General features: G+C 69.8%; 19 protein-coding genes. 16 read left to right on the plus strand and 3 right to left on the minus strand.

Annotated elements, in window-relative coordinates; all coding sequences use genetic code 11:
- The first annotated feature begins 11 nt into the window (after nt 1-11).
- The 7 genes from HRL51_RS04540 to HRL51_RS04570 all read left to right on the plus strand — a co-directional run bounded on the left by HRL51_RS04540 (nt 12) and on the right by HRL51_RS04570 (nt 7,972).
- Entirely contained in the window at nt 12-836 is an 825-nt protein-coding gene (locus tag HRL51_RS04540) for an ABC transporter permease (protein ID WP_172193136.1), read from the plus strand.
- A complete protein-coding gene (locus tag HRL51_RS04545; RefSeq protein WP_172121150.1) occupies nt 836-1,642 on the plus strand; it encodes an ABC transporter ATP-binding protein in 807 nt (268 codons plus the stop codon). Before HRL51_RS04540 ends, HRL51_RS04545 begins: the two co-directional genes overlap by 1 nt.
- Before the next feature lie 135 nt (nt 1,643-1,777).
- A complete protein-coding gene (locus tag HRL51_RS04550; protein ID WP_172121151.1) occupies nt 1,778-2,797 on the plus strand; it encodes an aliphatic sulfonate ABC transporter substrate-binding protein in 1,020 nt (339 codons plus the stop codon).
- Between the two features lie 136 nt (nt 2,798-2,933).
- Nucleotides 2,934-4,463, plus strand: coding sequence for a sulfatase family protein (locus tag HRL51_RS04555; RefSeq protein ID WP_194256548.1), 1,530 nt, complete (start codon nt 2,934-2,936; stop codon nt 4,461-4,463).
- Nucleotides 4,464-4,643: 180 nt separating this feature from the next.
- Nucleotides 4,644-5,966, plus strand: a complete 1,323-nt coding sequence (gene murA, locus HRL51_RS04560; RefSeq protein WP_172120827.1) for a UDP-N-acetylglucosamine 1-carboxyvinyltransferase — start codon at nt 4,644-4,646, stop codon at nt 5,964-5,966.
- A gap of 198 nt (nt 5,967-6,164) precedes the next feature.
- Complete coding sequence (locus HRL51_RS04565; protein WP_172193120.1) at nt 6,165-6,950, plus strand: lysophospholipid acyltransferase family protein; 786 nt, start codon at nt 6,165-6,167, stop codon at nt 6,948-6,950.
- Entirely contained in the window at nt 6,947-7,972 is a 1,026-nt protein-coding gene (locus HRL51_RS04570) for an NAD(P)H-dependent glycerol-3-phosphate dehydrogenase (protein WP_172192968.1), read from the plus strand. Before HRL51_RS04565 ends, HRL51_RS04570 begins: the two co-directional genes overlap by 4 nt.
- 70 nt (nt 7,973-8,042) lie before the next feature.
- Here the strand turns inward: HRL51_RS04570 and HRL51_RS04575 are convergent, their stop codons facing one another.
- On the minus strand, nt 8,043-8,735 hold the full coding sequence (locus HRL51_RS04575; RefSeq protein ID WP_172192970.1) for an AMIN-like domain-containing (lipo)protein: 693 nt from the start codon (nt 8,733-8,735) through the stop codon (nt 8,043-8,045).
- A 93-nt stretch (nt 8,736-8,828) separates the two neighbouring features.
- Between HRL51_RS04575 and HRL51_RS04580 the strand changes: the two genes are divergently transcribed.
- Nucleotides 8,829-10,019: a D-alanine--D-alanine ligase family protein gene (locus HRL51_RS04580; RefSeq protein ID WP_235954414.1), complete on the plus strand. Its 1,191-nt coding sequence runs from the start codon at nt 8,829-8,831 to the stop codon at nt 10,017-10,019.
- Between the two features lie 81 nt (nt 10,020-10,100).
- On the plus strand, nt 10,101-11,282 hold the full coding sequence (locus HRL51_RS04585; RefSeq protein ID WP_172192972.1) for a thiamine-phosphate kinase: 1,182 nt from the start codon (nt 10,101-10,103) through the stop codon (nt 11,280-11,282).
- 95 nt (nt 11,283-11,377) lie between these two features.
- On the opposite strand, the gene rpmB is transcribed toward HRL51_RS04585, so the two are convergent.
- Nucleotides 11,378-11,569: a 50S ribosomal protein L28 gene (gene rpmB, locus HRL51_RS04590; protein ID WP_003785965.1), complete on the minus strand. Its 192-nt coding sequence runs from the start codon at nt 11,567-11,569 to the stop codon at nt 11,378-11,380.
- A 230-nt stretch (nt 11,570-11,799) separates the two neighbouring features.
- Here rpmB and HRL51_RS04595 point away from each other — a divergent pair, with 230 nt between their 5' ends.
- The 6 genes from HRL51_RS04595 to HRL51_RS04620 all read left to right on the plus strand — a co-directional run bounded on the left by HRL51_RS04595 (nt 11,800) and on the right by HRL51_RS04620 (nt 20,075).
- Nucleotides 11,800-13,710 carry a DAK2 domain-containing protein gene (locus HRL51_RS04595; protein WP_172192974.1) on the plus strand — a complete coding sequence of 637 codons (1,911 nt, stop codon included), beginning with the start codon at nt 11,800-11,802 and terminating at the stop codon, nt 13,708-13,710.
- 92 nt (nt 13,711-13,802) lie between these two features.
- Nucleotides 13,803-16,079: an ATP-dependent DNA helicase RecG gene (locus HRL51_RS04600; RefSeq protein WP_172193122.1), complete on the plus strand. Its 2,277-nt coding sequence runs from the start codon at nt 13,803-13,805 to the stop codon at nt 16,077-16,079.
- Between the two features lie 120 nt (nt 16,080-16,199).
- Nucleotides 16,200-17,540: an anaerobic sulfatase maturase gene (locus HRL51_RS04605; RefSeq protein WP_244960241.1), complete on the plus strand. Its 1,341-nt coding sequence runs from the start codon at nt 16,200-16,202 to the stop codon at nt 17,538-17,540.
- On the plus strand, nt 17,540-18,322 hold the full coding sequence (locus tag HRL51_RS04610; protein WP_172192976.1) for a sulfite exporter TauE/SafE family protein: 783 nt from the start codon (nt 17,540-17,542) through the stop codon (nt 18,320-18,322). Before HRL51_RS04605 ends, HRL51_RS04610 begins: the two co-directional genes overlap by 1 nt.
- 49 nt (nt 18,323-18,371) lie before the next feature.
- A complete protein-coding gene (locus HRL51_RS04615) occupies nt 18,372-19,592 on the plus strand; it encodes an ROK family transcriptional regulator (protein ID WP_172120821.1) in 1,221 nt (406 codons plus the stop codon).
- Between the two features lie 189 nt (nt 19,593-19,781).
- Nucleotides 19,782-20,075, plus strand: a complete 294-nt coding sequence (locus HRL51_RS04620; RefSeq protein ID WP_172192978.1) for a hypothetical protein — start codon at nt 19,782-19,784, stop codon at nt 20,073-20,075.
- On the opposite strand, the gene rsmD is transcribed toward HRL51_RS04620, so the two are convergent.
- Nucleotides 20,052-20,657: a 16S rRNA (guanine(966)-N(2))-methyltransferase RsmD gene (gene rsmD / locus HRL51_RS04625; RefSeq protein WP_280528714.1), complete on the minus strand. Its 606-nt coding sequence runs from the start codon at nt 20,655-20,657 to the stop codon at nt 20,052-20,054. The two genes, HRL51_RS04620 and rsmD, sit on opposite strands and share 24 nt — an antisense overlap.
- A gap of 108 nt (nt 20,658-20,765) precedes the next feature.
- On the opposite strand from rsmD, the gene HRL51_RS04630 reads away from it, so the two are divergent.
- Nucleotides 20,766-23,996: a glycoside hydrolase family 2 TIM barrel-domain containing protein gene (locus HRL51_RS04630; protein ID WP_216666357.1), complete on the plus strand. Its 3,231-nt coding sequence runs from the start codon at nt 20,766-20,768 to the stop codon at nt 23,994-23,996.
- The last annotated feature ends 21 nt before the right edge of the window (nt 23,997-24,017 follow it).

The following is a 24,017-nucleotide window of genomic DNA, read 5'->3' on the forward strand; positions in this document are numbered from 1 at the left end:
CCGGAGGTAACATGACGACGACGTCATTACTGACCCCTTTCACGAGGCGTTCCCAACGTCGGCTCTCAGCTGATCAACGCCAGGCCCTGCGCCGTCAGCACCAGATGTGGGTTCTCAACATCGTCTCGGTCGTTGGTGGTGTTGGCTTGTGGTGGGCGCTGTCAGTCAGCGGGTTCCGCCTACCGACGCCGCCAGAGACGGTGCGTGCCTTTGTCCACCTGTGGGAGGACGGAACATTTCTGTCTGACCTGGGGGCCTCCCTGACCCGTGTCTTGACGGGATTCTCCCTGGGTACGCTGCTGGCGATCCCCATCGGCTTCCTGATGGGCTGGTACTGGTTCGCTCGTGGGATGATTGAGCCCTGGGTGCAGTTCTTCCGTACCGTCCCGCCGCTGGCAATCATTCCTCTGGCTATCGTCCTCATGGGTATCGGGGAGCAGCCCAAGATCTTCGTCATCTTCCTGGCCGCTTTCCTGTCATGCGTCGTGTCGACCTACCAGGGCGTGATCAGCGTCGACAACACCCTCATCAACGCCGCCAGGGTGCTGGGCGCCGGGGACGGCAGGATCTTCCTCAAGGTGGTCGTGCCAGCCTCAACCCCATTCATCCTCGTCGGGATGCGTGTGGGCCTGGGTGCGGCCTGGGCAACTGTGGTCGCTGCCGAGCTCATCGCTGCCCAGCAGGGACTGGGGTACCGGATGCAGCAGGCACAGGTGTACTACGACCTGCCGACGATTTTCGTCTCACTGGTCACAATCGGGGTGCTTGGTCTGGTCATGGACCGCACTCTGCTTCTTATCGAGCACAAGCTCACCGGATGGCAGGAGCGTCGTTGATGAAGACTGAGCAGACTCACAAGGGCGTGAGCCAGGACGCGGGTACGCCCAAGATCCAGGTCGAGAAGGTTCGCAAGACCTTTGATATCGGTGGGGCCGAGCCCTTCGTCGCCCTGGACGGCGTCGACCTGTGCGTGAGTGAGAACGAGTTCGTCACGGTGGTGGGTCCCTCGGGATGCGGCAAGTCCACCCTCATGAACATCCTCGTCGGTCTTGACCGGCCGACGTCGGGGCGGGCGCTGGTTGACGGCAAGGAGGTGCGTGGACCGGGACCCGAGCGGGGGATGATCTTCCAGCAGTACGCCCTCTTTCCTTGGCTGACGGTGCGCAAGAATGTCGAATTCGGCCTGAAGAACACGGTGAAGGACAAGGCGGAGCGTCGCCGTATCGCCGAGCACTTCATCGACCTGGTAGGGCTCGGACAGTTTGCGGACGCCCTGCCCAAGATGCTGTCCGGCGGCATGAAGCAGCGCTGTGCCATCGCCCGCGCCTATGCGGTCAACCCCTCGATCCTGCTCATGGACGAGCCATTTGGGGCACTCGACGCCTTGACCCGGGTACGTCTGCAGGAGCAGCTGCTGGAGACCTGGAGCCAGGAGCGGCGTACCGTCGTGTTCATCACCCATGACGTTGACGAGGCCGTCTTCCTGGCGAATCGGGTGATCGTCATGGCGGCCCGGCCCGGACGGATCGCTCAGGTCATTGACGTCGATCTTCCATACCCCCGCAATGACGAGGTGCGTATGTCACCGCAGTTCGCGGCCTTGCGCAACCAGGTGTGGCACGCCGTCTACCACCAGGACTGAGGGCCAGGCGCACCTGCCCCAGTCCATGTCACAGCCCGTGCCACAGTCCATGACCGGCCTGCCGATGATGCGCAGCAGGCAGGCCACCACTGACACGACCACACCCACAACCCAACCAACAACCAAAGGAATCTCATGTCAACGACGACGTTTTCCCGCAGACACGCCCTCGGCCTGGCAGCCCTGCTGACCGGTGCCACGACAATCGCCGCGTGCGGTCAGGACAAGGACTCCGGAGCCAGCGCCGGCGGTGAGGTCACCGAGATCAAGGTCGGCTACATCGCTGACTACAACGGTGGCTCCCTGATGGCCATCGCCAACGATCAGGACCTGTGGAGCAAGTACGGGCTGAAGGCTGAGCTGTCCACCTTCACCAACGGGCCCCTGCAGATCCAGGCGCTGGGGACGAAGGACCTGGACTTCGGCTACATCGGATCGGGGGCGATGTGGCTGCCGGCCTCTGGCAAGGCGACCGTTCTCACCCTCAACTCGACATCCAACGCTGACCGCGTCATCGCACGCTCGGGCATCACCTCAGTCAAGGACCTCGCGGGCAAGAAGGTCGGTGTCCCTGAGGGCACGAGCGGGGACCTGATTCTCCAGCTCGCGCTGGAGAAGGAGGGGATGAGCCTGGAGGACATTGACAAGGTCGCCATGGACCCGACGACCGTCGTCTCCGCCTTCTCAGCCGGGCAGATCGACGCCGCCGGGATCTGGTACCCGTTGCTCGGCACGATCAAGGAGCAGGTACCCGACCTCGTTGAGCTGGCCGGGGACGAGGACTTTAAGGACACGATGGCCTTCCCTTCCGCCTCCGTCATGCGTACCGACGTCGACGACGACACGGCGCTGAAGATGGCGAAGGTGCTGCGCGACGCTATTGACTTCCGCGCGAAGGACCAGGAGAAGACCATTGAGCTGACCGCAGCGCTCATCAAGGCGGACCCGGCAACGCTCAAGGCGGATGCCGACTACGCCAACTACTACGACTCCTCGCAGCTGCAAGAGCTCACTGATGACGGCACCATTGTCAAGTGGCTCAACGCCTTGGCGGAGTTCAACGTCAAAGCGGGGAAGCTGACGGACCCCGCGGACGCTGCGCAGTGGTACGCCTCTGAGATCTTCACGCAGGCTGGTCAGGGCGGCGCGAAGTAGCCCTGTGCCTGCCGGTGGCCGCAGGCCCCGATACCGGGGCCTGCGGCCACCGGCCCTCGTAGCGTGTGTACTGGGATCCTTGGGCGCGGCGTCGGCAGTGTTCTGTGGTTCGTGATGATGAAGGAGAGACAGACTGATGGGTTGTGCAGGGCAAAGGCCTGACTATATTCCTGACAACGTGCGTAATGTTTTGGTGTTGATGACTGATCAGCATCGTGTGGATACGATTGGGTGTCTGGGTAATCCTTTTGCTTGTACTCCGGTGCTTGATGGGTTGGGTCGGGAGGGGTTTGCTTTTACGCATGCGTTTACTCCGACGGCGATCTGTACTCCGGCTCGTGCGTCGTTGATGACGGGGACTCTGCCGATCCGTCATCAGGTGCTGGCGAATCCGGAGTGGAATATTGCTTACCGGACGGCGATCCCGTTGGGGGCGTGGACCTATACGCGTGAGCTGGCGGATCATGGTTACAACGTGGGGATCGTGGGTAAGTACCACTGTGGTGAGAATCTTCCGGGGGCTTTTGGGGCTGATGACGACACGTTCTGGGGGGCGGAGAACCCGGTTGCTAACGAGGAGTACGTGGCCTGGTTGGAGGACAAGGGTCTGCCGCCGGTGCGGGCGCACGACTTGTGGCGTGGCAGGTTGCCGGGGGGTAGGCCTGGTCATGTGATCGCTGCGCGGCTGGATCAGCCTGAGGAGGCGACGTTTGAGCGGTTCCTGGCGGACCGGGCGATTGAGAGGCTGCGTCAGTACGCGGGGCAGTGGAGGGAGGAGGGTCGTCCGTTCTGTCTTGACGTGCACTTCTTTGGGCCTCATCTGCCTTACTTCCTGCCTGATGAGTGGTTTGACCTGATTGATCCTGGTGTGGTGGTGCTGCCGGAGAGCTTTGGTGACTCGCTTGTCGGTAAGCCTCCGATTCAGTCGAATTACGCGACCTACTGGTCTACCTCGTCGTTCAGTAACGAGCAGTGGAGGAAGCTGGTTGCTGTGTACTGGGGGTACGTGGCGATGATTGACTTTGAGATCGGGCGGATCCTGGACGTGGCTCGTGAGCTGGGTGTGCTGGAGGACACGGCGGTGTTCTTTACTGCTGACCATGGTGAGTTCACTGGTGCGCACCGGATGAATGACAAGGGTCCGGCGATGTATGACGATATCTATAACGTGCCTTTTATCGCCCGGGTTCCGGGGGTGTCGAGGGTGGGGCGGTCGGACGCGTTCGTGTCGTTGATTGACCTGCCTGCCACGATCATGGAGATCGCGGGGCTGGATCCTGCTCTGGTGCGTGACGGGCGGTCGATCCTGGACCTGACGCGGGGGCAGGAGGCTAGTGGGTGGCGTCAGGACATTGTGTGTGAGTTCCACGGTCACCACTTTCCTCTTCAGCAGAGGATGCTGCGGACTCGTGAGTACAAGCTGGTGGTGTCTCCGGAGTCGGTCAACGAGCTGTACGACCTGCGTCGTGATCCTAGTGAGATGACGAATGTGTATACCTCGCCGGTCTATGACCAGGTGCGTCGTGAGCTGGCCACTGAGCTGTATCGTCAGCTGCGTGAGCGTGGGGACCACTCCTTTGCTAAGTGGATGGCCGCGATGACCGACTTCGACGTTCCCCTGTCAGGCACCGCCCGCTCAGACCTTGATGACGTCGTCACCACCTAACAACCCTGCTCCCGCCACAAGATGGCAGGGGCCGGGTGTAGCACCCGGGGCCGGGGGGGGGGCGACGTGAGCCTCGTCAGCAGCTGGGGAACAGATCTCCGTACAGGTGGGTTAAGGTACCCAGGCCGCAACCGCGGTTGAACGTCCAAGGCGCACCAGTGCCCACCTATGGAGGTAGAGATGGTCGACGGACTGCTGCAGGTCCAGGGAGGCCGCCCGCTGCGCGGTGAGATCACCGTGCGCGGCGCGAAGAACCTCGTGCCCAAGGCGATGGTGGCCGCGCTGCTGGGACGCACCCCCTCGGTCCTGCGCAACGTCCCCCTCATCCGTGACGTGGACGTGGTCTCCGGGCTGCTGAGCCTGCACGGCGTCTCCATCGACTACGACCAGACCGAGGGGATCCTGTCCCTGGACTCCTCCAGCGTCGAGAGCGCCCACATGGCCGACATCGACGCCCACGCCGGCTCCTCGCGCATCCCGATCCTCCTGTGCGGCCCGCTCCTGCACCGCCTGGGGGAGGCCTTTATCCCGGACCTGGGCGGGTGCCGCATCGGGGACCGCCCCATCAACTACCACCTGAGCATCCTGCGCAGCTTCGGAGCGGTGGTGGACAAGCAGGCGATGGGTATCCGTCTCACCGCCCCCCACGGGCTGCACGGCACGGTGATCGACCTGCCCTACCCGTCCGTGGGAGCCACCGAGCAGACCCTGCTCACCGCAGTGCGTGCCGAGGGCCTGACCGAGCTGCGCGGGGCCGCGATCGAGCCCGAGATCATGGACCTGGTCGACGTGCTGCAGAAGATGGGCGCCATCATCTCCGTGGACACCGACCGCACCATCCACATCGAGGGCGTGGACGAGCTGGTCGGGTACACCCACACCGCCCTGCCTGACCGCATCGAGGCAGCGTCCTGGGCCTCGGCCGCCCTGGCTACGCACGGTGACGTGTTCGTGCGCGGGGCCCACCAGTCGGACATGACCACCTTCCTGAACGTCTACCGCAAGGTCGGCGGCGCCTTCGACGTGCGTGACGACGGCATCCGCTTCTGGCACCCGGGTGGCGACCTGAAGTCCCTGGTGGTGGAGACCAACGTCCACCCTGGGTTCATGACCGACTGGCAGCAGCCGCTGGTGGTGGCCCTGACCCAGGCGGACGGCCTGTCGATCGTCCACGAGACGGTGTACGAGAACCGCTTCGGCTTCACCTCGGCGCTGCGCAAGATGGGCGCCACGATCCAGGTCTACCGCGAGTGCCTGGGCGGCTCAGCCTGCCGCTTCGGGCAGCGTAACTTCTACCACTCTGCCGTCATCTCCGGCCCCTCGCCCCTGCGCGGGGCGGACATCGAGGTGCCTGACCTGCGCGGCGGCTTCTCCCACCTCATCGCGGCCCTGGCGGCTGAGGGCACGAGCCGGGTCGAGGGCATCAACCTCATCGACCGCGGCTACGAGCACTTCATGAGCAAGCTCGCCGCGCTGGACGCGGACGTGACGCGCCTGGCCTGAGTGAGGTTCGCCAACTGGTCCGGGGAGGAGGAGCGCCGGGCTCCTGGCGCGCCAGAAGCCGACGGCGGGGCTCGCCACGTGCTGACGGGCCCGACGGCGACCTGTGAGGTTCTCCTGACGAGCCGGAGGCGGCGCCTACGCGCCCTGGCAGGTGCCTCCCAGTAGAGTCACCGTGTGGCCTCGACTCAGCACCGCCCGATGACGCCCTTCTACCGCTTCGCCGCACGAGGGGTGATCATCCCCTTCCTCAAGGCAGTCTCGCGCCAGCAGGTGACGGGGCTGGAGAATATCCCGCGCTCGGGCGGGTTCGTGGCGGTGGCGAACCACCTGTCCGAGCTGGACTCGCTCACGGCCATGCGCGCCCTGGTGGACGCCGACGTCCCGGTCTACTCCCTGGCCAAGTCCACCCTGTTCGAGATCCCGGTACTCGGCCACGTCTTCAAGGCAGGTGGCCAGATCCCCGTCTACCGCGGCACGGACAAGGCCGGCAACGCCCTGGCCGAGGCTGAGAGGCGCCTGCGCGCCGGGGACGCGATCATGGTCTTCCCCGAGGGCACGCTCTCTCGTGACCCCCTCCAGTGGCCGATGACCGGCAAGACCGGCGCCGCCCGCCTGGCGATGGCCACCGGCGTCCCCGTCCTGCCCATGGGGCAGTGGGGACCCCAGGAGATCCTCGACTCCTTCGAGGGAGGCGGCTTCCACCCCTTCCCGCGCAAGGACGTGCGGGTGAGCATCGGTGAGTCCTTCACCCTGGACGCCTTCGGCTCGGACACCACGGACCGCGACGCCGTGCGCGAGGCGACGGCAGAGATCATGCGTCGCATCACCGCGATCGTGGAGGAGCTGCGCGGGCAGAAGGCCCCACGCCCCTACGACCTCCACTACGACGGCGACCCGGGCAAGACCAAGCACGGTCGGGACAGGCGCGGCACGCGCCGCCCTGACCCGCTGCCCGGGCAGGACGACAGCGGGGCCCAGGCATGAGCTCCTTCTCGCGCGCCGCGGTCATCGGCTCAGGCGCCTGGGGGACGACCTTTGCCTGCCTGCTGGCCGGTGCCGGTACCCCGACGACGATCTGGGCGCGTCGGGCTGAGCTGGCTGACGAGATCAACGCCGGTACCAACGCCCGCTACCTTCCTGGCACGTCACTGCCAGCGGGTCTGAGCGCCACCACGGACCTGGGGGAGGCGGTGGACGGGGCCGGGCTCGTCGTCGTCGCCGTGCCCTCGCAGGTCTCGCGTCAGGTGCTTACGCCCCTGGCCGGCAGCCTGGAGCCGGGGGCGGTGGCGGTCTCGCTCATGAAGGGCGTCGAGCTGGGGACAGGACTGCGCATGAGCCAGGTCCTGGGCCAGGCGCTGGAGCTGGGGGAGGACCGCCTCGCCGTCGTCTCCGGGCCGAACCTGGCCGACGAGATCGCGGCAGGCCAGCCCACCGCCACGGTGGTGGCCGCCATCGACCCGTTGGTGGCGACGGCGGTCGCCGGTGCCTGCGCGACCGCGACCTTCCGCCCCTACACCAACACCGACGTGCTCGGCGTGGAGCTGTGCGGCGCGGTGAAGAACGTCATCGCCCTGGCTGTGGGGATCGCGGCGGGCCGGGGACTGGGAGACAACTCCAAGGCCACGATCATCACCCGAGGGCTTGTGGAGATCACGCGGCTTGGGCTCACGCTGGGTGCGCAGCCGGAGACCTTCGCGGGGCTGGCGGGCATGGGAGACCTCGTGGCCACCTGCTCCTCTCCTCTGTCACGCAACCAGACCTTCGGGCGCCGGCTGGGGGAGGGCATGACCGTGGCCGAGGCCTCGGCGGCCTCCCGCGGCGTGGCTGAGGGCGCCAAGTCGGCCCGGGCCGTGCTGGACCTGGCCCAGGCCCACGGCGTCGAGATGCCGATCACCGCTGGCGTCGTGGCCGTGGTCGAGGGCGCCGCGACGGTCCCCGAGGTCACGGACGCCCTGCTGGCGCGTCCGCGCAAGGCCGAGGGCGTCCACGCCACGCCGCAGGCCTGAGCGTCTCTCGCCCCTCTCCCGCCGCAGGCCTGGTCCTGCCTCGTGGGGGTACCCCGGGAAGGTCGCCCGATCAGGGCTGGCGCACGTCGATGACCAGGCGGGAGGGCTCAGAGAGCGTGAAGACCCGGTACTGGGTCGACTCCGTGCCCAGGACCAGCTGGAACTGGTCCTCAAAGGTCCGGTCCAGGTAGACCTGCTTGAGGGCCGTGCCGCCGGCGTTGACCAGGGCGGGGCCGTCGTAGTCGATCTGCTGGTCCTGCTCGGTCACGGGCATCTGGGTGCCACGGCCGTAGACCCGGATGAGGTGGCTGCCCTCCAGGCTGAGGGGATCGCCCTTGCCCTGGGTCGAGGCCTCCTCGACGACGTCGGCGAACCAGCCGATCGTGCCGGTGCCTGAGGTCTGGACAACCACCCGGTCGTAGCCCTCGTGGATCCCGGTGCGCAGGGAGGTCTCCACCCCTGCCTCGCCGCTGGGCTCGGACTCGCAGTGGCCGTCGGTCCAGGCGACCTCGGGACCCTGGGCGGACTCCTGGGCGGTCAGGGCCTGGCTGGTGGCCGTGGCCGAGGCGGAGGCCGACGGCGTCGCCGAGGGGGCCGGGGAGCTGGTGGTAGACGGGGAGACGGACGAGGCGGCGGAGCCGGAGCGGGCCGAGCCACAGGCGGCCAGGCCACCTGCCAGGGCCGCGCCGAGCCCGCCGACGAGCACCCCACGGCGTGTGGGGCAGGCAACGGAGCGTGAGGTGGTGCGGGGCGAGGTCGTCATCGGGTCCTCCTGACGTCGCGGACGAGGTCGGCTCCCACCAGGGTAGGGCACGGCGTCACCGAAGCGGTCAGCCAAGGCGGTAGCGTTGCGGCCATGTCGTCGACGAACGTGCCCGAGACCGCTGCCAGCCGCCCCCTGACCGCGTCCCCGGGGACGGGCGCCGGGCGCAGGCCGCGCGTCGCCGTCGTCTTCGGTGGCCGTAGCGGTGAGCACACGATCTCCTGCGCCACCGCGGCCGGGGTCCTGTCCGCCATCGACCGTGAGCGCTTTGACGTCCTGCCCGTCGGCATCACCCTGGACGGGCAGTGGCTGCTGGTCGACGACGACCCCGCAGCCCTGGCCCTGGACGAGTCCCGCCCGCCGGTCGAGATCACGGCCGAGGGACTGGGACGCGGCGAGCTCGCGATGCGGCTGGGTGGCGGAGCCTTCACCGCGGTGACCCCCACCGGCCCCAAGGTGCTGGGCGAGGTCGACGTCGTCCTGCCCCTGCTGCACGGCCCCTACGGTGAGGACGGCACCATCCAGGGCATGCTGGAGATGCTGGACATCCCTTACGTGGGGTGCGGTGTGCTTGCCTCGGCCGCCGGCATGGACAAGCAGGTCACCAAGGTGCTGCTGGGCGCCGCCGGGATCCCGACCGCCCCGCACGTGGTGGTCCACCCCCACCGCTGGGACAGCGAGCGCGAGCTCATCCTGGACGCGTGCGAGGCCCTGACCTACCCGCTCTTCGTCAAGCCCGCCCGTGCCGGCAGCTCGCTGGGCATCACCAAGGTCGAGCGCCGGGAGGACCTGCCTGCGGCCATCGAGGCGGCCCGCCAGGTCGACCCCAAGGTCCTGGTCGAGTCCGGCGTCGAGGGCCGGGAGGTGGAGGTCGCCGTCCTGGACGGTCACCACGGTGCCGCCCCGCGCGTGGCCGAGCCCGGCGAGATCGTCATGGACGCCTCCCACGGGGCCGGGGAGTTCTACGACTACGAGACCAAGTACCTGGCTCACGACGCCGTCCAGATGGTCTGCCCGGCGCGCGTGAGCCGCCAGGAGTCCGAGCTGCTCAAGACCACCGCGGCCCTGGCCTTCGAGGCGCTGGGCGGGGAGGGCCTCATGCGCGTGGACTTCTTCCTCACCCCGCGCGGGGAGGCCGTGGTCAACGAGGTCAACACGATGCCCGGGTTCACTCCCTTCTCCATGTACCCCTACATGTGGCAGGTGTCGGGAACGAGCTACACCGACCTGGTCAGCGAGCTCATCGAGCTGGCGCTGGAACGCCCGCGCAGCGTCAACCGCTGAGCAGTGCAGGCAGTCGGAGGCGGGCAGGTGGGTGCGGGGACGGGTAGCGCAGGATCGGGGCCGGCTCACGTTGGTGACCCGATGACGACGACGGCGCAGCCAGCCGGCCCGCGAGCCTTGCCTGCCACCGTGGCCCAGCTGGGTGAGGTCGGCCTACTGGGCGTCATCACCCCGCTGCTCCCGGCGAGCCCTGTCCAGGTGGTCGGCAACGGGGACGACTGCGCGGTACTAGCGGCGCCCGACGGGCGCTACGTGGTCTCCACTGACGTCCTCGTGGAGGGCCACCACTTCCGTACCGACTGGTCGGACCCTGAGCAGGTCGGGCGGCGTGCGGCTGCCCAGAACCTCGCCGACGCCGCTGCCATGGGCGCTCGGCCGGTAGCCCTCGTGGTGTCCCTCGTACTGCCGCCCAGCACGCCCGTGGCCTGGGTGGAGGGACTGGCCCGGGGACTTGGTGAGGAGTGCCGGGAGGCGGGGGCCGGCGTCGTCGGCGGGGACCTGAGCGCGGGGGAGAGCATCGTCGTCGCCGTCACCGTCCACGGGGACCTGGAAGGGCGTGAGCCGGTCCTGCGCAGCGGGGCACGGGCCGGGGACCTCGTGGTCCACGCCGGCGACCTGGGCCTGAGCGCGGCCGGGCTGGCGCTGCTGGAGGCCGGAGCAGTCTCTTCCGTACAGGCGCGAGGCGACGAGGCGGCCGGTGCGCACGACGACGATCCTGCTGGTAGCGCGACTGCCGGGACCAACGGGCTGGTCCGCCGCTGTGTGGAGCGTTTCCTCGCACCGATGCCGCCGCTTCAGGCCGGGCCGGCGCTCGCGGACGCCGGAGCGCGGGCGATGATGGATGTGTCGGACTCGCTGCTGCGTGACTGCGGGCGGATCGCGGCGGTCAGTGGCGTGGTCGTGGACCTGGATGATCCTCGGGACGCTGGGACGGCGCTCGGGCAAGCGGCAGCCAGGCTCGAGGACGTGGCACGGATGGTGCTGCAGGCGCGTGGGCGGCTGGCGCCTGGCGCGGCGGCGGAGCTTGCCCGGCAGTGGGTCCTGACCGGGGGAGAGGACCACGGCATGCTCGCCTGCGTGCCAGCCGAGGCGGCGCTGCCCGAGGGCGTTCGCGTCATCGGGCGTGTGCATGAGGCCGGGGTGCTGGCGGCGGATGATCGTGGTGCTGGTGCTGACTGGGGTGTTGGCGCAGGTGGCGCTGGCGTGCTCGTCGGCGGCCGGGTCTGGACGGGAGGCGTGGGCTGGGACCACTTCGCTGGTTGAGCTGGCGGCGGGAGGCTCGTACACGCTCGAGCCGGCACGACGAAGGCCGCCACCCGAGGGTGACGGCCTTCCGGTGCCAGATCGGCGGGACGCGCTCAGATGTTGCGCGTGACCTTGCCGGCCTTGAGGCAGGAGGTGCACACGTTCAGGCGCTTGGGGGCACCATTCACGAGAGCACGCACTCGCTGGATGTTGGGGTTCCACCGGCGGTTGGTCCGCACGTGGGAGTGCGAGACGCTCTTGCCGAAGATGGGGCCCTTGCCGCAGACGTCGCACACAGCAGCCACGGTCTCACTCCTGAATCTTCAATGCTTCAACGCTCGGACTCTTGCCCGGCGCCAGGTCCACCGCCCGGGGACTACTCCCTCGGGCAACCCGGACACTGTATCGAACTTGCCTGCTCTCTCCCAAGCGCATTCGGCGTGGGCTGAGGCACAGCTGCCCGCACAGGCTGCAGCGCGAGCCTGCACCCGGCGGGTAGCCTTGAGCCTAGCCCGCGACAGGTAAGGAGGACGAGGTGAAGGACGACGGCGCACGCCCGATCGCCCGGAGCGTGGACGCCGCAGCGCTGCGCTCCTGGCTCGCCCTCGCGCTGACGACGGCGGAGCGCACCCGTCCCCTGGTCAACTCCCTCAATGTCTTCCCCGTCCCGGACTCAGACACCGGCACCAACGTGGCCCTCACCCTGCGGTCGGCTGTGGACGCCCTGAGGATGCTGCGCCCCGGCGCTGACGCGGCACAGGTCTCCCGGGCCGCGGCCGACGGCGCCGTGCGCGGAGCCCGCGGCAACTCCGGCCTCCTGGTCTCCCAGGCCCTGGCAGCGCTGGCTGACGAGGTCTCCGGCGCACCCGACCCGGCGGGCCTGCGTCCGGTTGAGCTCGTGCACGCCTACGAGCGCATCGCCTCCACCACCTGGGCAGCGGTCTCCCGCCCGGTGACCGGGACCCTGCTCACCGTCGCCCGTGACGCCGCGACGACGGCCCGCCAGGCCTTCGAGGAGGCCACCCCAGCCCGTCCGGCCACCGTGAGCGACGTCGCTGCCGCCGCCGCACTGGGCGCCCAGGAGTCAGTGGTCGAGACCGCTGGCCTGGGCCACGGTCCGGTCGACGCCGGTGGAGCCGCCCTCATGCTGCTCCTGACCGCGCTGTCGGACGTCCTGGGCGCGCAGGCCGACGGCACCGACCCTGCTCACGCAGCAGGTACGGCCGGCGCCGAGGCGACCTACACGCACGTGGCCCACCAGATGCTCATCGACCTGGCGAGCAGCGGAACCCCGCACAGCCACGGGTACGACGCCCAGACCTCGGCTGAGGCGTCGACCGGGGAGTTCGAGGTGATGTACCTGCTGGAGGCCACCGCCTCGCAGGCCGCCGCCCTGCGCCGCCAGCTGGAGGCCGTGGGAGACAGCGTCGGCGTGGTCGGTACCCCCGACGCCCTGGGCGTGGGGCTCTACCAGGTCCACGTCCACACCGACACCCCGCGTGCAGCCCTGCCTCGCGGCGGACGCGCCCGCCAGGTGTGTATCCACCACCTGGTACCGACCACGATGGCGCTGGCCGGAGGATGGGACGCGGCCGAGCCGCCGCTGCCCTTCGCCAACCGCGCCCAGGCCGAGGCGGGCAACGTCATCTCGCTAGAGCGCCTGGCTGCGCGACGGCGCCGTCGCGAGGCAGCCGCCTTGGAGGCCGGAGGGCAGGACGCTGGCAACCCGTCGCCGTCACCTGAGCGCGTAGGAGTCATCGCCTGTACCCGTGCCCCGGGCCTGATCGAGCAGCTGGCCCGCACAGGCGCCGTCGTCGTCCTGGCCCCTGAGCGCGAGGGCATCGTGCGCGCCGTCGGCGACCTGGGACTGTCCCAGGTGCTCGTCCTGCCCTGCGACGCCGCCAGCGGCTCGGCGGCCCACGAGGCCGCCCGGCACCTGGCCGCGCGTACCGTGCCCTCCGTCGTCTCCGGGCCCGCGGGCGCGCGCCTGGCCACGGACTCCTCCCAGGACCGGGGCCGGGCCCTGCGCAGCCCGCAGCTGCTGGTGGCCGACACCGACGACGAGGCCCGCGTCCTGGCGGCCGCGGTCGCCGTGGCAGGCCTGGCCGCACCGGGAGCGGCGGGCAGCACCCAGCCAGGAGGCGCGAGCCTGACGGACCTGGCGCGCGGCGCCACGCTGGCCGGGGTCCACATGCGGACCCTTGCCCTGGACGGTCCTCAGGCCGAGGCCGAGACAGCAGCCTCCGCCGTGGCCGACCTGCTGCGCGGTGACGACGAGCTGGTCACCGTGATCCTGGGCCGTGACGCTCTGCCGGACGTCGGCTCGCTGGTGGCCACCGCCGTCGCCCAGCGGGCTGAGACCCTGACCGGCTCGGCCGAGGCTGTCGAGGTCGTCGTCCACGCCGGCGGCCAGGTCGCCCCAGACGTCCTGATCGCAGTCGAGTAACCCCTACCGCCGTGTCCGTGCCTGTCTCCCCCTCATCGTCAGCCCCCTCCGCCCCGGTACCGCTCGGGTCCCTCCCGGTCCTGGCCACGCCCGTGGACAGGCTGCTCGGCAGACGCACCGCCGAGCAGCTCGGCCGTCAGGGCGTGGAGACCGCCGGCGACCTGCTGCGCCTGCTGCCGCGGCGCTATGACACCTGGGGGGACCTGACGGACCTGTCCAGCCTGGTCGAGGGCGAGCAGGTCACTGTCCAGGCCCAGGTCATGCGTGCCTCCGCGCGCCGCTCGCGCGGAGGACGCCCTCCCGCCCTCATGGAGGCGCTGGTCACCGACGGCACCTTCAAGATGGACGTCGTCTTCTTCGGCGCCGCCAGGCTCATGGCACACTACGCCGAGCAGCTCTCACCAGGCACCACGGTCCTGCTGTCCGGCAAGGTCGGGACCCGCCGGGGGCACCGTCAGCTCGCCAGCCCTCGCTTCCAGGTCCTGGACGAGCTGGACGAGGCCGAGCGCGCCGAGCTGCTGGCACGACCGATGCCGATCTACCCCGCCACCGAGTCCCTGCCCTCGTGGCGGGTGGCCAAGGCCGTGCGTACCGTGCTCGACCAGCTCACTGACGACGACGTCCCCGAGCCCCTGCCGGCCCAGGTCCGTCAGAGCCACGGCCTCGTCGACGCCCTGACAGCCTGGCGCTGGGTCCATACGCCCGAGGACGCCCAGCAGTGGCGTCAGGCTCGCAGGCGCCTGCGCTACGAGGAGGCCTTCGTCCTCCAGACCGCCCTGGTCCAGCGCCGTGCGGCCCACGCCGCCACCCACGCCGCCGTGGCCTGGCCCCGACCCGGGGCCGGCTCCTTGCGTGCCAGCCTGGACGCCGGCCTTCCCTACGCACTGACCAGCGGACAGCAGCGAGTAGGCCGTGAGCTGGAGGAGGCGCTGGACTCGACGACCCCGATGCAGACCCTGCTGCAGGGGGACGTGGGAAGCGGCAAGACGCTGGTGGCGCTGCGGGCCATGCTCCAGGTGGTCGGCGGCGGGGGACAGGCCGCCCTGCTCGCCCCCACCGAGGTCCTGGCAGCCCAGCACCGCTCCTCCCTGGAGAGGCTGCTGGGGCCGCTGGCCCGCGCCGGGATGCTGGGCGGCGCCAGCCAGGCCACCCGTGTCCTGCTCCTGACCGGCTCCACCCCCGCCCCTCAGCGTCGCGAGATCCTGGCCGCTCTGGCCGCGGGGGAGAGCGCGATCGTCGTGGGCACCCACGCCCTGCTGTCGGACACGGTCCAGATCCCCTACCTGGGACTGGTCGTCGTCGACGAGCAGCACCGCTTCGGCGTCGCCCAGCGTGACGTCCTGCGCGAGCGTGGCGACATACGGGACCCGGCCACAGGCGGGCTGCGCACCCCCCACCTGCTGGTCATGACCGCCACCCCGATCCCTCGCACCATCGCCATGACGGTCTTCGGCGACCTGGACACCACGGTCCTGGACGAGCTCCCTGCCGGCCGCAGCCCCGTGGGTACCCACCTGGTCCCCTGGGAGCGCACCAGCTGGGTCGAGGGCATCTGGCAGCGTGCCGCCCGGGAGGTGGCCCGAGGGGGACGGGTCTACGTGGTCTGCCCACGCATCGACGCCGGCGAGGCCGGAGCCGACGAGGGGGTCGAGGACCCCGAGACCGGCGCCCCGCACGCGGACACGGTCCCGCTGTTCTCGAAGGTGCCAGGGGCTGAACAGTCGCCGGCAGGACGGGATTCCGTCCCCTCGCGGCCTCTCGCCTCGGTCGAGGACTGGGCCGAGCGCCTGCGCGTCGAGCCCGCGCTGGCCGGGATCGGCGTCGGCACGCTGACAGGCCGGATGAGCCAGGTGGACAAGGACGCGGCGATGGCGGACTTCGCCGCGGGCCGCACGGCGGTGCTGGTGTCCACCACCGTCATCGAGGTCGGTGTGGACGTGCCTGAGGCCACCATGATGGTCATCCTGGACGCTGACCGCTTCGGTCTGTCCCAGCTCCACCAGCTGCGCGGACGCGTGGGCCGCGGGCAGCGCGAGTCGCTGTGCGTGGCGGTCACCGGCGTCGAGGTCGGCTCGCCCGCCTTCCACCGGCTGCATGCCTTCGCCGAGACTCTCGACGGCTTCCGCCTGGCCGAGGCGGACCTGGAGCTGCGCAGCGAGGGCAACGTCCTGGGTGCGGCCCAGTCCGGCCGGCGCAGCGACCTGGACCTGCTGCGGGTCGCTCGCGACGGCGGGGTCATCGCCTCTGCGCGCGCCGAGGCCGAGCAGCTGGTAGGCCAGGACCCTGAGCTGGTGGCCCACCGTGACCTCGCCGCAGCGATCGCGGACCGGCTGGATGAGCGGTCGCGCGCCTACCTCGACAAGACATGAGCCAGTGCCCCTACCCACGCCCATGGCGGGAGCGGGACAGGACCGGGTATAGGGTAGAGGCTCCCGTCAAGGACGCCGGGGAGTGGCCCTTGCCTGGAGCCGCTCACGCGGAGGAGGAACGTGGCACGTACTGACAGATCCCAGGACCATGCCGACCAGGGGCCGGTGGACCGGCCACGCCTGCCCTTGTCAGTGGTCACCAAGCCCACTGGTGCTGCCTGCAACCTGGACTGCCAGTACTGCTTCTTCCTGTCCAAGGAGCTGCTCTACGACGCGCCGCGCCAGCTGATGAGCGAGGAGACGGCACGGACCTATATCCGCGAGCTGCTTGCAGCAAGTCCCGACGGTGAGGTGACGGTGCTGTGGCAGGGTGGGGAGCCGACCCTGCGCGGCATCCCCTTCTACCAGCGGGTGCTGGAGATGTGTGAGACCTACCGCCGCCCCACCCAGCAGGTCCGTCACGCGCTGCAGACCAACGCCACCCTCATTGACGAGGAGTGGGCGGCCTTCCTCGCCGAGCATGATGTCCTGGTGGGAGTGTCAGTGGACGGGCCGGCCCCGCTCCACGACGCCTACCGGGTCAACCGTGGTGGCCGCGGCACGCACTCCATGGTGGTGCGAGGCTACCGGCACCTGCGTGCGGCTGGGGTACGCACCAACGTGCTGTGCACGGTCAACGCCGCGAACCAGGACCACCCTCTGGAGGTCTACCGCTACCTGCGTGACGAGCTGGGGGCCTGCTACATCCAGCTTATCCCGATCGTTGAGCGGGTCGAGCGTGCCGACCTGGCGACGGCCGAGGCCGGCTGGCGCTCGGCGTCAGGCACGCGCCTGCTCTACACCCAGAGCGGGGACGCCGTGACCTCGCGAAGTGTCAGTCCCCTGGCCTACGGCCGGTTCCTGACCACGGTCTTTGACGAGTGGGTCCGTCGCGACGTCGGACGCGTGTTCGTCCAGGACTTTGACGCGGCGCTGTCTGCTCTCTTCGGCATCTACCCGGTGTGCGTCCACGCCCCCCGGTGCGGCGTCAACCTCGCCATGGAGTTCAATGGTGACGTCTACGCCTGCGACCACTGGGTGGAGCCGGACTGGCGGCTGGGCAGCGTCCTGGACAGCTCCTTCGCCGAGCTGGCGGACACGGCGGTCATGCGCCGCTTCTCGCGCAAGAAGCAGGTGGAGCTGACCGCGCAGTGCCGTCGGTGCCCGGTGCTGGGGCTGTGCCACGGCGGCTGCCCCAAGGACCGTTTTGAGTGCTCAGTCGACGGCGAGGAAGGGCAGAACTACCTGTGCCAGGGCTACGGCGACTTCTACTCCCACGCCTTGCCTGACCTGCTGGCGATGGCCCGGCTCCTGCACACAGGTCGTGCACCTGCCGAGGTGATGGACCCGGGCATACGTGAGCAGATGCGTGCATCCGGGCAGACCGGTCCTGCTGTCAACGAGGAAGAAGGGACCCACTGATGGCCATCGTGACCGCCCTGCTCATCGGGGCATGTGTTGGCGTCGTGGTCGGGGCCTTGGGGGCAGGGGGAGGGATCCTGTCGGTCCCGATCCTGGTCTACCTGCTGGGGCAGTCACCACACGCTGCGGCCAGCGAGTCGCTCGTCATCGTCATGGTGACCGCCCTGGTCTCACTGCCGTCACGTGCGCGCCGGGGCCAGGTCAGGTGGCGCGAGGGCGTCGTCGTCGGCCTGCTGTCGACCGTCGGCGCAGTCGGCGGCTCCTGGCTCAACGCCCTGGTGGAGGGCGAGGCCCTGATGGTCGCCTTCTCGGTCCTGCTCGTCGTCGTCGCCGCGGTCATGGCCTGGCGAACACGGCGGACCTACCACCCAGGTGGGGACAGGGCTGGGGGGACGACGGCGCAGCCGGCCCCACGGCGCTCCTGGTGGCTGGTGGCGGTGGCGGCCACCGTGACCGGGTTGCTGACCGGTTTCTTCGGGGTGGGCGGGGGCTTCGCCGTCGTCCCGATGCTGACCCTGGTCCTTGGTCTCGATATCCGTCGCGCCTCGGGGACCTCCCTGGTGGTCATGGTGATCGCGGCGCTGGCGGCCCTGGCACAGCGGATGACGGGGACGGTGGAGATCGACTGGGCCCTGACGCTGGCCTTCACTGCGGCCTCGGCGGCGGGAGGGGCAGCCGGCGGACCGCTGTCGCAACGGGCGCGCGCCTCGACACTGAGCTATCTTTTCGTCGCGCTGCTCCTGGCCGTGGCGGTGGTCACTGCCGTCCAGGCACTGTGGTGAGCAGGCCCTGGCCTGTGGCGGGGGAGGTTATCGAGGAGGGATCGCGAGGATGCCTGAGGCACTGCGGCACAGGGAGATGCGTGAGCACAACCAGGTCCTGGTCCTGGGCCTGATCCAGCGTTGCGGTCCGGTCACCCGCCCTGAGCTGGGCAGACGCTCAGGGTTGACGAAGGCCTCGATCACGCGGATCGTCCAGGAGCTGGTCAGCCAGGGCCTGGTCAGTGAGGTTCCGGCGCAGGGCACGAGTACCGGGGGGCGGCCGGCCACCGGCCTGCGGATGAGAGCCGGAGTACTGGCGAGCGTGGGCATTGAGCTGCGGATCGACAGGTGCGCGGTCCTCCTGCGTGACCTGTCTGGTGCTGAGCTGGGACGCTGGGAGGGACGCATGGTCCCGGGGACTGGTCCCGCGCAGGTTCTGGCTGAGGTTGGACAGCACATTGAGGACCTGCGGCGGGATTGTCCTCACCGCGTGGTGGGTGCGGGGGTCTCGGTGGGAGGGGCGGCGACCGATGACGGACAGGGCATCGCCGACTCCCTCTATCTGGGCTGGAATGACGTCGATGTTGCCAGGCTGCTGGCTCCCTACCTGCCGGGGGTCGTGCTGCGGGTACTGGATGTGTCCTGCTGCGCGGCCCAGGCAGGCTTTGACTACCTCAGCTACCAGGCTGGGCAGCGAGGTGACCGGCTGCCTGACAGGTCGGAGCTGGTGCACCTGCAGTGCGGTATCGGGCTGGGGGCCGGACGTCCAGGGGGGTGGGACGCGAGCCTGCCGCCCAGGGCGAGCAGCCTGCCGATTGGCCATGCCCCGCTTGACCCTTCCGGGCCGCTGTGTGGCACCTGTGGCTGGCGCGGTTGTGTGGACGCGGTGCTTGGTTTTACCGCGCTGATGAGGCGTACTGAGGACCTGGGTGTGGCTCCCAGCCAAGATCCGCGCTACATGGAGGATTATTGCCGCCAGGTCGCCGCTGTAGCGGCTGATGGCGACCGCCGTGCGGTGGATGCGCTGGACGCACTGGCTGATGATGTGGCGCGCGCCGTGGTGATGATTGGGCTGCTGGCGCGTCCCAGCCGTATGACGATCGGCGGGTGGCCGGTGTATCTCGGGCCGGCCTTTGTTGAGGAGGTCGGGCGGCGTGTACGTGCTCACCGGGACTGTGGGTCTCTGACCATCTCGGTGGGTGAGCTGGGTGATGATGCCTCGCTTGTGGGGGCCTCAATGATTGGTGCGGATGTAGGCCTGCTCGCACGGCTGACAGACCAGGCAGGCTGAGACGCCACGGAGCTCGCGGGGCGGGAAACAGCGTGATACGTAGTTCCTCGCGACGTGGGGGATGAGCCTGCCTGTCCATTTTTCTGGGGCGGTGGGCGTGGTGCCACAGGTGTAGCCAAACGTCGACTATTTAGTTACAATCTGGAACGAACGAATCAATGATGACTCGATCTTGACAAAGGAGTTCACATGTTCCACACCGTCTCTCGCCGGCACCTGCTTGCCGGCGCCGGCCTGAGCGCCCTCAGCGTCCCGCTGCTGTCTGCCTGTGGACCCAGGTCCGGGTCTGGCAGTGGTGATGCCGCACCTCTGAGCTTCATGGTCCTGGGTGGCAACCAGGAGCTCAATGCCTATCTGGAAGACACAGTGCTTCCCGCCTTCAAGGAAGAGACCGGACTGGACGTTGAGATCCAAAACTCTGACTGGGGCTCTGCTTTCCAGAAGGTCACAGGTACCGCACTAAGAGACTGTCTCCTGAGCTAGCCCGCCCAGCTCCGCGAACCACAGGCGGGTCTCACCGTAGGTCTTGTTCGCGAAGCACCGCATGCCTGCTGGCCAGCTCGGCTCGGGAGAGCGGGTCGAGCGTTCCAGGACGACGACGCTGCGCGCCTCCAGCCACGGGTCCTCCCTGCGGGTCAGAGGCTCGAGCACGGCTCGCACGTCCGTCTCGCCAAGGTCGTAGGGAGGGTCGATGAGAACCAGGTCCACCGGGGCGCCGGCGGGCCCGGCCAGGTAGGTGGCTGCCTTGGCGGTCACCGTCCGTACTCCTGGCACCCCCAGGGCGCGGGTGTTCCTCTCACACACCTGGGTGGCGGCGCGAGCGGAGTCGACGAGCACCACCTCGCCGGCCCCGCGGCTGGCCGCCTCCAGGCCCAAGGCGCCGGAGCCTGCGAACAGGTCCAGCACCCGGGCGCCGTCGACGACGCCGTAGTGCACCAGACGCCCGAACAGCGCCTCGCGCACCCGCTCAGAGGTAGGGCGCGTCCCGGAGCGGGGGACCTCCAGCCTGCGTCCGCCGGCGATCCCGGCCACGATCCGCGTCATACCGGCAAGCCTATGACACACCGCCCAGCTCACCAGCTCGGCCACCTCACCGACCCGACCAGGCCAGTGGCTCAGTCAGGCGAGACGGGCCGATAAGATCAGCCACGTTAACCAGCCAAGGAGGAGACGATGACGTCAGCGCGCTGCGCCGCCCACGACGACGCGCCCTGGATGCTTCCCACCACCCCCGGACCCGGACAGGGCAGGCACCTGTCGCCAGGAGCCTGGGTACGCCGTTCCAGCCCCAGCCTGGACCTGTCAGGTACCTGGGACTTCCGCCTCCACGCCGTGGCGGCACCGGAGGGGGCGGACGAGGAGGGACGCGCCGTCGAGCCCTCCTTCGACACCGCTGACACCAGCCTCGGGGCATGGGACACCATCGAGCTGCCCGCGCACTGGGTCCTGACCGGCCAAGGGGAGCGCGGTCTGCCCTGGTACACCAACGTCCAGTACCCCTTCCCGCTGGACCCGCCCTTCGTCCCGGACGAGAACCCGACGGCGGACCACGTGCGTACCTTCGAGCTGCCCGACGGCTGGGGGCTGGGTGAGGAGGGAGGGCTCGACGTCTTGCGACTGGACGGGGTGGAGTCATTCTCCTCCGTGTGGGTCAACGGCACCTGGGTAGGGACGACCCAGGGCTCGCGTCTGCCCAGCGAGCTGGACGTGACGGGGCTGCTGCACGAGGGCGAGAACACCGTCGCGATCCGGGTCAGCCAGTGGTCGCCCGGCAGCTACGCCGAGGACCAGGACCAGTGGTGGCTGCCCGGGATCTTCCGCGAGGTCACCCTCCACCACCGCCCGGCCGGACGGGTCGACGACGTCTACGCCCGTGCCGACTACGACCCCGCCACCGGGACCGGCCGCCTGGAGGTCGAGGTCTCAGGCCCTGCCGCAGCCTTCCCCGCCGAGGTGGTCCTGCCCGAGCTCGGAGCCAGTGCCACGGTGGAGGCGCCAGGGCTGGCCGTCCTGGAGGCCGGCGCCGTCGAGCCCTGGAGCGCCGAGGTCCCGCGCCTGTACGACCTGGAGGTCCGGGCGGCCGGAGAGACCGTCAGCCTGCGCACAGGCTTCCGCCGCATCGAGGTGGTCGACGGCCAGGTGCGGGTCAACGGCCACCGGCTCGTCCTGGCCGGCGTCAACCGCCACGAGGTCGGTGCCACGCGCGGGCGCGTCTTCGACGAGGAGTGGAGCCGCGCGGACCTGGCCCTGATGAAGGCCCACAACGTCAACGCCATCCGCACCTCCCACTACGCGCCCCACCCGCGACTGCTGGACCTGGCCGACGAGATCGGTCTGTGGGTCATGGACGAGTGCGACCTGGAGACCCACGGCTTCGAGGCCGCCGGCTGGCAGGACAACCCGGCCGACGAGCCGGCCTGGCGTGAGGCCCTGCTCGACCGGGCCCGCCGCATGGTCGAGCGCGACAAGAACCACCCCTCCATCATCTTCTGGTCGCTGGGCAACGAGTCCGGGACCGGACGCAACCTGGCCGCCATGAGCCAGTGGATCCACTCCCGCGACCACCAGCGCCTGGTCCACTACGAGTCCGACTTCGCCGGCCAGTACACCGACGTCCACTCCCGGATGTACCCCACGCTGGAGGAGGTGGCCGCCGTCGTCGAGCGCGACCCCGCCTCCCCGTCCGGTACCTCCCCCGTGGCGCTGGACGGCATCCCGGCCTCCCGCCTGACCCCGGGGCAGGCGGCCCACGTACGCACCCTGCCCTACGTCATGTGCGAGTACCTCCACGCCATGGGCACCGGCCCGGGAGGTGCTCAGGGCTACGCCGAGCAGGTCGAGCCCAACCCGCGGCACCTGGGCGGCTTCGTGTGGGAGTGGCGCGACCACGCCCTGGTCGACCCCCGTCCCGAGGCCGGCGGGGCCCTGCGCTACGGCGGCGACTTCGGCGAGGAGGTCCACGACGGCAGCTTCGTGTGCGACGGCCTGGTCAGCGCCGGCTCCGTGCCCAGCGCCGGCACCAGGGCCTGGGCCGCCAGCGTGGCACCCGTGGTCGCCGCCGCGCTCGCGGACAATCCCGGTGCGATCCAGGTGCGCAACCGTTTCCACACCCGCAGCACCCAGGGCCTGTGCCTGGCCTGGCAGGTCCTGGCGGAGGACAGCGGGCATCCTGTGGCAACGGGGCGGGGCGAGGCCCCCCGGCTCGCTCCCGGCCAGTCCGCCGTGGTGCATCCCGAAGGGCTGGGCGAGGCGGTCCAGAGGCTGCGTGGAGAGGAACCGACCTCAGCGGTCCACGTCCAGGTCGCCGTCCTCGACCCCGTGGTGCCAGGGCTCCCGGCCGCTGGGCCTCGTCAGGTGGATCCCTCGACCGGCGCCTGGCTGCTGCCCGAGGTCGGCCAGAGCGACGAGGACGGCCTGCGGGTGATGAGCCTGCGCGAGACCTCGCTGCCTGCGGCGGCTCCTGCCCCCACGCGCGTGGAGGTCAGTGAGCCGGGTGCGCGGCGTGTGGGCGACGGGGTGGAGGTGGGACAGGCGCGCCTGGACCGTAGCGGTCGACTGCTCGAGATCGGCGGCGTCGAGGTCCTGGGGCCCGAGGTCTGCGCCTGGCGCGCTCCCACGGACAACGACGACGGCCACGGCCCGGTGGAGTACTGGGACGTGGCGCCCACGCCCCAGAACATGGGCGGGGGCAGCGCCACGCGCGAGCCGTGGGGCACGCCCTCGTCGGCGGACCGGTGGCGAGAGGCTCGTCTGCACCTGCTGCGTGAGCGCGGCTGCGGCATCGAGGTTGACGACGACGGGGTCACCGTCCGCTCGCGCGCGGGCGCGCCTAGCCGCCAGTGGCGGCTGGACGTCACCACGCGCCTGTCTCCTGAGCGCGGCGGGCTGCGTCTGCGTACCGTGATCGAGCCCTCGGGGCCGCTGCCCAGCGTCCTGCCGCGTCTGGGGATCCGTCTGGGCCTGCCGGTCGGGCTGCAGGAGGTGACCTGGTCGGGGACCGGTCCTGCGCCGTCGTACGCGGATGTGGACCTGGCGGCACGTCACGGTGTCTTCCAGGGGCAGGTTGAGGACCTGTGGGAGATGCAGGTCCGTCCCCAGGAGGGCGGTACCCACCCGGGCCTGCGCAGCCTGTGGCTCGCCGGCCGGGACGAGGCCGGACCGCTGCGCCTCATGGTGCTCACCCACGGTGCTCCTGCCTTCTCACTGTCTCCCTGGAGCCTGGACAACCTCACCACGGCCGGGCACGTGGAGGAGCTGCGACGCGACGAGCACCTGTGGCTCCACCTGGACGGGCTGCACCACGGCATCGGCACCAGGTCCTGCGGTCCTGACGCCCGCCCGCAGTTCGCTGCCACCCCGCGCACGGTCGTCCTGGACGCCTGGATCGGTGTCCAGCGGGGCTGAGTGCCTGATGAGGTGCTATGG

Origin of the sequence: Actinomyces faecalis, assembly GCF_013184985.2 — a bacterium.
Lineage (GTDB): Bacteria > Actinomycetota > Actinomycetes > Actinomycetales > Actinomycetaceae > Actinomyces > Actinomyces faecalis.